9 protein-coding genes are annotated in these 12,269 nt (G+C 33.1%); all 9 read right to left on the minus strand.

From position 1 onward, the window contains the following. Nucleotides 1-7: 7 nt before the first annotated feature. On the minus strand, nt 8-883 hold the full coding sequence (rsmH, locus tag BUB65_RS05190; RefSeq protein ID WP_073072945.1) for a 16S rRNA (cytosine(1402)-N(4))-methyltransferase RsmH: 876 nt from the start codon (nt 881-883) through the stop codon (nt 8-10). A gap of 170 nt (nt 884-1,053) precedes the next feature. After that, a complete protein-coding gene (locus BUB65_RS05195) occupies nt 1,054-2,412 on the minus strand; it encodes an 8-oxoguanine deaminase (protein WP_073072946.1) in 1,359 nt (452 codons plus the stop codon). A gap of 9 nt (nt 2,413-2,421) precedes the next feature. Then, the gene (locus BUB65_RS05200; RefSeq protein WP_073072947.1) at nt 2,422-3,840 is read right to left on the minus strand and encodes a PLP-dependent cysteine synthase family protein; all 1,419 of its coding nucleotides are present in this window, start codon (nt 3,838-3,840) and stop codon (nt 2,422-2,424) included. Next, the gene (locus BUB65_RS05205; RefSeq protein ID WP_073072948.1) at nt 3,833-6,121 is read right to left on the minus strand and encodes a xanthine dehydrogenase family protein molybdopterin-binding subunit; all 2,289 of its coding nucleotides are present in this window, start codon (nt 6,119-6,121) and stop codon (nt 3,833-3,835) included. The genes BUB65_RS05200 and BUB65_RS05205 overlap by 8 nt, the downstream gene beginning before the upstream one ends. Nucleotides 6,122-6,133: 12 nt before the next feature. Then, nucleotides 6,134-7,861 (minus strand): adenine deaminase, encoded by a 1,728-nt coding sequence (gene ade, locus BUB65_RS05210; protein WP_073072949.1) that lies wholly within the window; start codon nt 7,859-7,861, stop codon nt 6,134-6,136. A gap of 171 nt (nt 7,862-8,032) precedes the next feature. Next, entirely contained in the window at nt 8,033-9,175 is a 1,143-nt protein-coding gene (locus tag BUB65_RS05215; protein WP_073072950.1) for an ABC transporter ATP-binding protein, read from the minus strand. Then, nucleotides 9,172-10,188 (minus strand): ABC transporter ATP-binding protein, encoded by a 1,017-nt coding sequence (locus BUB65_RS05220; protein ID WP_073072951.1) that lies wholly within the window; start codon nt 10,186-10,188, stop codon nt 9,172-9,174. The genes BUB65_RS05215 and BUB65_RS05220 overlap by 4 nt, the downstream gene beginning before the upstream one ends. A 13-nt stretch (nt 10,189-10,201) precedes the next feature. Then, complete coding sequence (locus BUB65_RS05225; RefSeq protein ID WP_073072952.1) at nt 10,202-11,116, minus strand: ABC transporter permease; 915 nt, start codon at nt 11,114-11,116, stop codon at nt 10,202-10,204. A gap of 13 nt (nt 11,117-11,129) precedes the next feature. After that, nucleotides 11,130-12,167 (minus strand): ABC transporter permease, encoded by a 1,038-nt coding sequence (locus BUB65_RS05230; RefSeq protein ID WP_073072953.1) that lies wholly within the window; start codon nt 12,165-12,167, stop codon nt 11,130-11,132. Nucleotides 12,168-12,269: the final 102 nt, after the last annotated feature.

The raw sequence follows: 12,269 nt of genomic DNA on the forward strand, positions 1-12,269 counted from the left end.
CCCCTTTTTAAATTCGCTCCGCTATTCTCAATTTTGCACTTCTTGACCTTGGATTGGACTTTATCTCACTTTCGCTTGGTCGAATTGGGCCAGCAATTTGCTTTATTCTGGGATCATTCCTAAAAAAGTGTTTAACCAATCTATCTTCTAATGAATGAAAACTTATTACTGCCAATCTTCCGTTTTGTTCAAGAAAATCTGGAGCTATTTCCAAAAATTTTTTAATATTTTCAAGTTCAGAATTAACTTCAATCCTTATTGCTTGAAATGTTTTTGTGGCGAAATGCCTTTTCCTTTTTTTAATTTCATTATATGGTAAAGCACGTTTAATAACTTCTACAAGTTCTAAAGTAGTATTAATTGGTCTATTTTCAACAATTTTTTTGGCAATTCTTCTTGAGAATCTTTCTTCGCCGTATTGAAAGATGATATTTGCAAGTTTTTCCTCAGAATATTGATTAACGACTTCATGGGCAGTTTTAGTTTGTTCAAGGTTCATTCTCATATCAAGAGGTTCATCTTTATTAAATGTAAAACCTCTCCCTTCTCCCATTAATTGGAAGGTTGAAATTCCTAGATCAATCAATATACCTGAGACTTTGTTTATATTCATTAATTTTAAAACAACAGGAAGGTCTGTATAAGAGGATTTAAAGAGGGCAATATTCTCAAAATGAGATAAGTTTTTCTCGGCTATTTGTAGTACTTCTGAATCAATGTCAATACCAATAACAAAAACATTAGGTGAAGATTCAGCTAATAATCGTGCATGACCACCCTCACCCACTGTACAATCAACATATATTCCATTTTCTTTCCATAACAAATAATTAACAACTTCCTTAGGCATTACCGGAATGTGCTTATCAGAATATTTTCTCACTTTTTCTCTCCGCTCCGCTTAAAATTCATCATTCTAAGTGTATCATATAAGGTAATTTCAAAAAAAATTTTCTAATAAAAAATTAAGGGATAGAAAAGCCTTTATTTAAGCCTTTCTATCCCATTTAAGCAATTATAAACAAAAGTATATTAATTTGTTACAAAACAATTTCATCCGTTCATTGCTTTGCTAATTATTCTTTTTGAAATTTCATTATGTTTTTGAATAAATTCCTTGATATCAAAGTCGGTAAATATTCCATCGAATATTTTTATTTTTCCATTAATTACTGAAAGATCTACCTGTTTTGCATCACATAATACTATTGCATTTATTGGCTCATGTAATGCTCCAGCAAATTCAGGTTTATCAAGTTTGAAGCCAATAAAATCTGCAGCCATGTTAGGTGAAATTTTACCAATATAATCATCCATTCTTAGTACTTTTGCACCACCGATGGTACCAAAGTTTAAAGCTTCACGTACAGTAATTGCATCTGAACCAAATTTTACTCTTTGAAGAAGCAAAGTATTTCTAACTTCTAAAATCATGTTGTTGGTATCGTTACTAGCACTTCCATCAACTGCTAATCCAATTCTTATTTTGTCCTTTAATTTTGTTACTGGGGCAATTCCAGAGCCTAATCTCATATTTGATGAAGGACAATGGGCCATTCCAACGTCATTTTCTTTTAATTTTTCAATATCGTTGTCATTTAACCATACCATATGTGCAAACCATACTCTAGGATTCAACCATCCAAGTTCTTCCATATAATCAACTGGTCTTTTTCCAAATTTTTCCAAACAGTATTCTTCTTCATCTTTTGTTTCGGCAAGATGAGTGTGGAGTAATACATCATATTTTTCAGCAATTTTAACGGTTTCTTTCATTAAGTATGGAGTTACCGAGAAAGGAGAGCATGGTGCAAGTGCTATTCTAATCATTGAGTATTTTGAAGGATCATGAAATTTTTTGATAACATTTACGCTTTCTTCCAAAATTTCGTCATCCTTTTGAACTACGGTATCAGGTGGTAACCCACCATCTTTCCTGCTAAGAGACATACTTCCGCGTGTTGGGTGAAATCTTATTCCAATTTTTTTTGCGGCTTCGATTTCGGCATAAAATATATTATTATTTCCAAAAGGATATAAATAAAGATGATCAGTTGTAGTTGTAACACCAGTTTTAATCATCTCATATGTAGCAATTATTGTACTTACATATACAGCTTCTTCATCAATATATTTCCAGATTTCATAAAGATATACAAGCCAATCAAAAAGTTTTTTATTTGCTGCTAATCCTCTAGTGAGCGATTGATAAAGATGATGATGGGTATTTACAAAACCGGGGATTATCATATATCCATCCATATCATACACTTCATCTGCAGTAATATTTTCCCAATTTTTTCCCACTTCTTTAATGACGTTGTCTTCAACTAAAATATATCCATTTTCTATATCTCCTAGTTCATCATCAAAAGTATATAGAAAAGAGATATTTTTGAATAATTTGGTCATATTCTCACCTCAATCAGAGAAGTAAATATCCATCAATATTTCTTCATGTTTTTTACGATAATCAAGAATTTTTTGATTTGTATCTTTCACTTTTTCTTGTTGTTTTTCCCAATATTCTTGAGACTTTTGTGCATTTAACTCTTCAACAGTTTTTCCTTGTTGTTCAACCCAAGTATAATATTTTAAGTTGTGCCATCTTTCTCGGCTAAATTTATCTCCTTCAAAGATCCATGATGGTTCTTGATATAAAAGAATTCTTTCAGTTCTTGATTTTGCTTCACTTCTGTCTAACTTTCCAAATTGTTTAGTTAGTTCTTCCATAACAGATCTATATCTTTCAATTGAGTCAGTTGCGACAATGAATATATTATCATCACTACCAAAATCATAGAATTTTGCCATTTTAATAGCACCTATTAAATTTGCAACACCGGAAATTCCAAATTTATCTGAAATAAAATCAACAGCATCACTTGGAACAAATTCTTTAAGGAATTTAATACCTTCAGGATCGCTTAAAACTTGTAACATTTTCTTTGAATCCATATCATCAACTAGGACGACAGCATCATTGTTCATAACGTTATGAATCCAAGTTACGTGTTTATCACCAATACCTTGAATATCATGACCACCATAACCATTTAATGCAATTGTTGGACATTGTAAAGGTTCAACAGTTACAACTTTTGCTTCAGGAAATTCCTGCTTCACTCTATCTCCGGATGCAATAGTACCAGCAGATCCAACACCTAAAACAACTGCAGAAATTCTTTGATTTCCAATTTTCTTTTCTTTAACTAGTTCAATCATAGTGTTTCCAGTTACATAATAATGGAATCTATAGTTTCCAAACTCTTCAAATTGGTTCAAAATTCTTACATGTTCAGGATCTTTGCTATATAGTTCTTTGGCTTTATCGTATATTTCTTTTACGTTTGACTCACATCCAGGAGTTGCAATTACTTCAGAACCATATTTTTTAATTAATTCAAATCTTTCTTTACTCATTAATTCTGGAAGTAAAACAATTGATTTATAATTCATTCTTGAAGATACCCAAGCACCACCAATTCCGTAATTTCCTGTTGACGGCCAGACTAATGTGTGCTTAAGTGGATCAACTTCTCCATTAACAGTTTTTTCAGCTAACACTGAATAAGTTGCTCCAACTTTGTGGCTTCCAGATGGAAATTCTTTTGCATAAAGTACAATTATATTTGCTTTTACTCCAGTTAATTCTTTAGGCATTACAAAGTAGTAATAATCATCATTTTCATTCTTCCAAGTAATATTAAATAGATTTACCGGATGCATTGGATCTTTTTTCTTCATTTCAATGGCTCTTTTCCTAATCTTTGGATCAATTTTTTCAGGGTGAAGCATTTCCTCAAAAGTTGGACCTAATACAGGCACTTTTTTATTCATCACTTTTCCCTCCCGTTTGAATTTTGATTATATCTTCCATAGAAATGGGTATTCTATTAATTCTTTTGTTTATAGCATTTGAGACGGCATTTGCAATTGATGGTGGAGAACTCATTAAAGAAGGTTCTCCCAGACCTTTTGCCCCAAATGGACCTTCAGAAAATTCATCTTCGACAAAATCAACATGTATTTTTTCTGGAATATCTTTAATTGAAGGAATAATATAATTATTGAAATTATCTGTTAAAATTTTTCCGTTTTCTTGTTTAATTTCTTCCATTATTGCATATCCCATACCTTGAATGACTCCGCCGTGAACTTGCCCAACAGCTCCATCATAGTTAATAACCTTACCAATGTCATGACATACCCACGCTTCTTTAAGGTCAATTTTTCCAGTTAAAAGATCGACCTCTACCAAAGAAAGTTGAGTACTGAAAGTATAAGTAATATAAGCCTCACCAACTCCATTTTCTTGATCAAAATGCAATTTTGGTGACTTATACCAACCGACTTCTGATAATTTGACGTTGTGTTTGTTACATAATTCTGCAACTTCATCAAAAGAAATTATTTTATCTCTTATGTAAACTTTTCCATCAGCAAATTTTATCTCAGTTTTTCCAACACCATAAAAGTCAGTTAAAAATTCAATAATATTATTTCTGATTTTTTCAGTTGCGATTTTAACAGCATTTCCACTGAAAAAGGTTGTTCTTGATGCAACAGTTGGACCACTATCTTGTATTACTAAGGTTTGCGGTTGTAGTACAGTAATTTTATCAACATGTTGTCCAAGAATCTCTGAAGCAATGATAGCCATTGTAGTTTTTGCACCTTGGCCCATTTCGGTATTTCCAATCATAATGTTTATTGTACCATCTGGATGTACTAAAACTTCAGCACTTGCTCCGTCTAAATGTTGCCCACCAGAACCTAGACTTACACCGTAGAAGATATGTGACCAGCCTAGTCCACGCTTTTTATATTTATTGTTTTTGTTAAATTCTTCAACTTTTCTCTTTAATTCCGAATAATTTGACATTGTGAAGACTTTCTGTAAAGTTTTCTTTGCGCCAACAGATTGAGTTAATTTATGACCGGTTGCTGTTTCATCTCCTATGTCAAGAGTATTTTTTAATCTGATTTCGTATGGGTCAATTCCCAGTTTTTTAGCAGCTTCATCAATTACTGATTCCATTGCAAATAAGACTTGGGGTGATCCAAAACCACGAAAAGCGCCACAAGGTACTTTATTAGTATATACTCCATATACATCTACGTGAACATTGGGAACTTTGTATGTACTGCATGAATGTACTGTGGTACGATACATTACTATAGGCGAAAGAGTTGAATATGCGCCCATGTCTAAATAAGTACTAGATTTTACCCCTAAAATTGTTCCATCTTTTTTAAAAGCAACCTTGTAATACGATTTACTGGGGTGTCTTTTACTTGTTTCTTTAATATCCATTTCACGTGTATAAATTAATTTTACAGGTCTTCTGGTGAGATAGGATAAAAGAGCAGGTTTAGATGCAATATATGATGGAACATCTTCTTTTCCCCCGAACCCTCCGCCAGTTTCTGTCTGGATAACGTTTATTTTGTTTAATGGAATGTTTAAAATATTTGCAACATCTTCATGAACATAAAATGGACATTGAGCACTGACATATATTTCTAAAATGTTGTCTGGAGTATAATATGCTACTGCACCTTGTGGTTCAAGGTATGCATGTTCTTGATAACCTGTTTCAAATTCCATCTCAATAACTAAATCTGCGTTACTAAAAGCTTCATTGATATCTCCTCTTCTAATTTTTCGATGAAAACCGATATTAGAGCTTCCATTTACAATTACCTGGTCTTTAATTGCGTCGTCAATAGTTAAAACAGGTGGAAGTTCTTCAATTTCAAACTCAACGAGTTTTGCAGCTTGTTCAGCAATTTCTTTTGATTCTGCCGCAATCAATGCAATTACATCACCTTCAAATCGAATTTTGTCACCAACAGGTACCAAAAAATTCATATCTTTAATGATGTGTCCAAATTTATTTGAACCTGGAACATCTTTGTAAGTTGCTACATATACAACACCTGGAAGCTCATACGCTTTTGATGTATCAATGCTTTTCAGTATTCCATGAGGAACATTTGCATATACTACACTTGCATACAACATGTTGTGAAAATAATAATCTGAAGCGTATTTTGCACTTCCGTATGCTTTTTGAAGACCGTCTATCCTTTGAACTTTTTTTCCTATTACTTTCACGTTGTCCCTCCTTTACTCTAAGTATAAGCTAAGAATTTTTTGTTGTGAAATGTCAATCAAACCTTTATCCGTAATTTTCAACTTTGGAATAACAGCAAGTTGCAAGAAATGGATATGCATTAAAATATCTTCACTTGTTCCAAGTTTTTCAATCGCATCTTTAAGATGATTTACTTCTTTAATTACTTCTTTTAATGGTTTATCAGACATTAATCCAGCAATTGGTAATGGCATTTCAGAAAGAATATTACCATTTTGCACAGCAACTATTCCACCTTTTATTTCCTGAATTCTTTTAATTGCTAGCAGAATATCTTCATCATTGTTTCCAACAACTGCAAGATTATGAGAATCATGTCCAATTGTAGTTGCAATTGCGCCTTGTTTAATATTTAGTCCTTTTACAAAACCGATACTATATCCACTTGCCTTGTGTCTATCAATAACAACTATTTTAGAAATATCATTTATTGGATCACATACAATATACCCATTTTTTACTTTTGGTTCAATATGAAGTTCATCTGTTAATAAAGTACCTTTTTTCAAATGGATTACCCTAATTTTTTTATTCATATCTCTAACTTTTAAATTGATTTTTTCTGGAGGTACAATATTAATCGCACCAATTGTTTCGGGAACATTTTTGTAAATGCTAGAAATTTTTACAACTAGGTTACCATCTTGAGCAACTATTTTTGAGTCTTTTATAACGTACAAAACATTAAAATTCTTTAGATCATCAACTACAACAAAGTCGGCTTTGTAACCTGGAGCTATTGCTCCCATACTTCGTAAATTAAAGTAACGTGCGGTATTTATTGTCGCCATTCTAATAGCAATAATAGGATCAATTCCTTTACTTATTGCTGTTTTTACAATACCATTAATATGACCTCTTTTTTGAATATCTAAAGGATCTCTGTCATCGGTACAGAAAGAAAAGAAATGATGATTAATTATATCGACCGCAGGTAATAAGGAATCTAGATTTCTTGCTGCTGTTCCTTCACGAATAAAAATTTGCATTCCTTTAGAAAGTTTTTCTAATGCTTCATTAGCAGTTTCACATTCATGATCTGATCTTACAAAGGCGTCAATGTATGCATTAAGTTCCTTTCCAGATAGTCCAGGAGCATGACCATCAATCTTTTTATATTTATGCCTTAAAATTTCAATTTTAGCAATTAATTCTCTATCACAATTTAAGACACCTGGAAAATTCATGACCTCACCAAGTGCAATGATACGAAAAGGATATTTATCTACCAGGCTGACCATATCTTCGGGGCCAAGGGTTGACCCGGATGTTTCAAACTTCGTGGCAGGAACAGCAGAAGGAATAGCAAAATAAACGTTCAAAGGAATTCCTTCAGTTGATTTAATCATATATTCTATTCCTTCAACTCCCAAAACATTGGCAATTTCGTGAGGATCAGCAATTATAGTAGTTGTACCGAATGGTAAAATTGACTTAGCAAATTCAACAGGTGATAATATTGAACTTTCAATATGAACATGAGCGTCTATTAAACCCGGTAAGATATATGCACCTTTCAGATCAATAACCTCTTTTCCATCGTTATATTCATTTCCTATTCCTGCAATTCGTTTTTTAAATAGTGCAATATTGGTTCTTTCAATTTTTCCTGAGAAAACGTTAACCAAGTTTGCATTTTTAATTAATACGTCTGGTAATTTCTTCCCCAATGCAACTGGAACAATTTCATAAATTTTCATTTTTTCATCCTCCTTTTGTAGAGATTATATATGAAAATTCATTTGGTAAAAAAAGGAGATTTTTGAATGTATTTGCAATTATTGGAAAAATATTGAACAAAATGCGGGAAAATTGGAGATATAGAAAAAAAATAAAGGGCCCAAATGGGCCCTTTAAAATGTGAGTTTAAATTACTTTAGAGAACCAGGAAAGTGACAAGCCACCTTATGTCCGGGAGTAATTTCTCTTAATTGAGGTTCTTCTTTTGCACAGATTTCTTTTGCCACTGGACATCTAGGATGGAATCTACATCCTGACGGTGGATTAACAGGACTTGGCACATCACCTTTAAGTATAATTCTTTTCTTTTTGTATTCAGGATTTGGAACAGGTATTGCACTCATTAATGCGCGAGTATATGGATGCAATGGTTCATCGAATAAATCTTTCTTAGATGCATCTTCGACGATTTTTCCCAAATACATAACAATAATTCTATCTGAGATATATTTGATAACTGAAAGGTCGTGAGATATAAAAAGATAAGTTAGATTATGTTTCTTTTGCAAATCAAGCATCAAGTTTATTACTTGTGATCTGATAGAAACGTCCAAAGCAGCAACTGCTTCATCTGCAACTATTAATTTTGGATTCATTAAAAGTGCTCTTGCAATTCCGATTCTTTGCCTTTGTCCTCCAGAAAATTGATGTGGAAATCTGTACATATGATCCCCGTGAATTCCAACTTCTTCAAGAGCAGATTTTACTTTTTCAATTATTTCTGATTTTTTGATTACTTTGTGCATTACTGGTCCTTCAGAAACAATTGTTTTTATTCTAATTCTTGGATTTAATGAACTATAAGGATCTTGGAAAACAATTTGCATTGTTTTCCTAAATTCAGATCTTTTTTCATTTAAATTTGATAATAATACGTCATAAAATCCTTTTTCACCAGAATCTTTATATATTTCGTAATATTTTTTATCAATACCTGTGAATGTTTCAGGATTTTCAGTTTTGAATTTTCTGATATAGGTTTTTTTAAGATATTGTTTTGCTTTAAAACGGGGCATAAAGTAGAAGGTTGTATCTTCATTGTCAACAATTATTCTTCCAGAAGTTGGTTCATAAAGTCTTAATAACGTCATACCTGCGGTTGTCTTCCCACAACCAGATTCTCCAACCATTCCTAAAGTTTCACCTTCGTAAATTTCAAAGCTTATATCGTCAACAGCTCTAACCCATGCTACTATTCTCTTAAAGACTCCGGCTCTAATAGGGAAATGTTTAACAAGATTATCAACTTTTACAAGTACTTTTTTTTCGCTCATGCACTTTCACCAGCCTTTTTAAGTTTCTGGAGTTCCTCGACTTTTTTGTAATAGAAACATCTAGAATAATGTCCTTTTGATATCTCGTATAAAGGTGGTATTTCTTTTTTACATCTTTCGTCAGCAAATTCACATCTTGTATTAAATCTACAACCTGGTGGAAAATGTAATGGATCTGGTACAATCCCCGGGATGTTATACAATCTGTCTTGTTCAATGTCAAGTCTTGGAATTGAGTTTAGTAGTCCCCAAGTATACGGATGTCTCATTTCTTTGAATAATTCTTTAACATCAGCTGTTTCCATTACCATTCCACCATACATAACAACAACTCTATCTGCATTTTCGGCAATTACACCTACATCGTGAGTGATGAGTATAATTGCCATTCCATATTCTTTTTGAAGTTCTCTCATCAATTCAAGAATTTGCGCCTGAATTGTAACATCTAAAGCTGTTGTAGGTTCATCGGCGATTAGTAGCTTAGGGCGGCATGATAAAGCCATTGCGATCATTGCTCTTTGTCGCATACCACCGGATAATTCATGTGGATATTCATCAACACGCTTTTCTGGCTCAGGAATTCCAACTTTTTTAAGCATTTCAATAGCCATTTTTCTAGCTTCAGTTTTACTAACATCTTGGTGTAACATAATGGCCTCTATTATTTGTTCTCCAATTGTAAAAACAGGGTTAAGTGCCACCATTGGTTCTTGGAAAATCATTGCAATGTCATTTCCTCTAATTTTTCTCATTTCATCTTCTGAAAGTTCTAATAAATTTTTTCCTTCAAAAATTATTTGTGAATCTTTTAAAATTTCACCATTTGGATCTAATAATCTTAAAATTGAGAGTGATGTAACACTTTTTCCACTACCAGATTCACCAACGATTCCTAAAGTTTCACCAGGATAAACTTCAAAATCAACCCCATCAACTGCTTTCACTATTCCATCTTCTGTATAAAAATATGTCTTTAGATTTTTAACTTCTAATAATGGTTTCTTCTCCAACTCAATCACTCCTTTATTTCAATTTCGGATCAAAGACATCTCTAAGGGCATCGCCGACAAGATTCCACGAAAGCACAAAGAGGACCATTGCCATACCTGGATAAAAAACTGTGTACCAATATGCAAGTGCCTGTCCACTTGCTCCTAAAATATAATTTCGAGTATAGTTGAGCATGGAACCCCAATCGGCATATCCAATAGGTGCACCTAATCCTAGGAACGATAGTGCTGCTGCTGTTATAACAAGTGATCCGAGCCTCATAGTTGCTTGAACTAAAACAGGAAAAATAGTGTTTGGTAAAATGTGTCTTATAATTATAATAAAGTTTCTAATTCCAAGTGCTTTAGCTGCAAGTACAAATTGTTCTTCTTTAACTTGTAAGATATTTGCTCTGATCAATCTTGCAGTAGCCATCCATCCAAAGATAATCATCGCAATCATTACTTTATCGAGTCCACTTCCAAGAATTGTGGTTAAAACCATTGCGGCAAGGAGAAACGGGATTGAAAGAAAAACGTCAGTAAGCCTCATTAAAACTTCATCGATCCAACCTCCAAAATATCCAGCAATAGAACCAATAATTATACCAATTAAAGTTGACGCAGAAACAACAATTAAACCTATTTTAAAGGCTGTCCTAGTGCCCCAAACTACTCCGTAGAAAATATCTCTACCAGCTATCATTCCAAACGGATGATCTTTACTTGGAGGCACTGGATCAGAACTCCAAGATAATATAGGCATAATGTATGGATTATCCAATTTCATAGGATTACCATTTTCGTCAGGAAACATAGGGTTGATTGGTGGAGCAATCAAAGGTGCAAATACTGCGACTAAAATGAAAAATAACAATAGCGAAAATCCTAAAATTGCAGATGGGTTTTTAAATAACTTTCTTAATGTTCTTTTAAACTCAGTATTCATCCACTACACCTCCTTAACCGAGTCTTATTCTTGGATCTATAGCTGCATATAAAATATCTATAATTAAATTCCCTAATATTAAAACTGTCGAATAGAAAAGAACACTTCCAAGAACAGCAGCATAATCTAATTGTGTTGCAGCTTGTGCAGTAAATCTTCCCATACCAATTCTATTGAAAATAACTTCAACAATTACTGTACCAGAAAGAAGTCCAATTACCATTGCACCAGCAACAGTAACTACTGGGATCATTGCGTTTTTCCTTGCATGTTTATTTATAACATCTTTTTCTGGAACACCTTTTGCTCTTGCAGTTCTAACATATTCTTTTCCCAAAACTTCTAACATGCTTGAACGTGTAATTCTAAGCAAATAAGCCCACCAAAGCCATGAAATTGTTAGAATTGGTCCGATTAGATGTCTGAGAGCATCCCAAAATATATCAAGTCTACCGTTTAATAGTGCATCAATTGAAAGGATATGAGTTATACGTTTGAATTCTGGAGATTTTACAATTTCTTCTGCCCAACCACTCATTGTACCGGGTGGAAACCAACCAAGAACTGAGTAGAAAATCATTAGTACAATCAAACCGAAAACAAAGTCAGGTAACGACCATCCTACAATAGCAAAAATTCTAATAAAATGATCTAAAAATTTATCTCTTTTAACTGCGGCAGCTACTCCGAGCCATATTCCAACTCCTATAACAGGAATCATGGCATAAAGCGCCAATTCAATAGTATATGGTATCCTTTCCTTTATAGCTTTAGCAACTGGTTCTTTTGCAGTAACTGACCAGCCAAGATCGCCTCTAAAGACACCACTGATCCATTTAAAATATCTTGTCCACATAGGATCATTGAGTCCATATTTTTCAATTAATTTGTCTAATTCTTCATTTGAAAGTTTGTCAAAAACATTTGGATTTACATATGCTGACAGAAGTTTCTCGGGACCAAGTACTTCAGTAAAGCTAAAAATTATCAGTGTTACTCCAAAAAGTATTAGTGGGAGTAACAGAAGTCTACGAATAATATAAGCCGTCAACTGTAACACCTCCTAAATATATTTTTCAATATGTCAATACTATTATAACAGTTGTAAAAAATGTTTCAATACTGTATATTACATCAATTATTTATCAAAAGA

Origin of the sequence: Thermosipho atlanticus DSM 15807 (assembly GCF_900129985.1) — a bacterium.
In the GTDB taxonomy this organism is placed as follows: Bacteria; Thermotogota; Thermotogae; order Thermotogales; family Fervidobacteriaceae; genus Thermosipho_A; species Thermosipho_A atlanticus.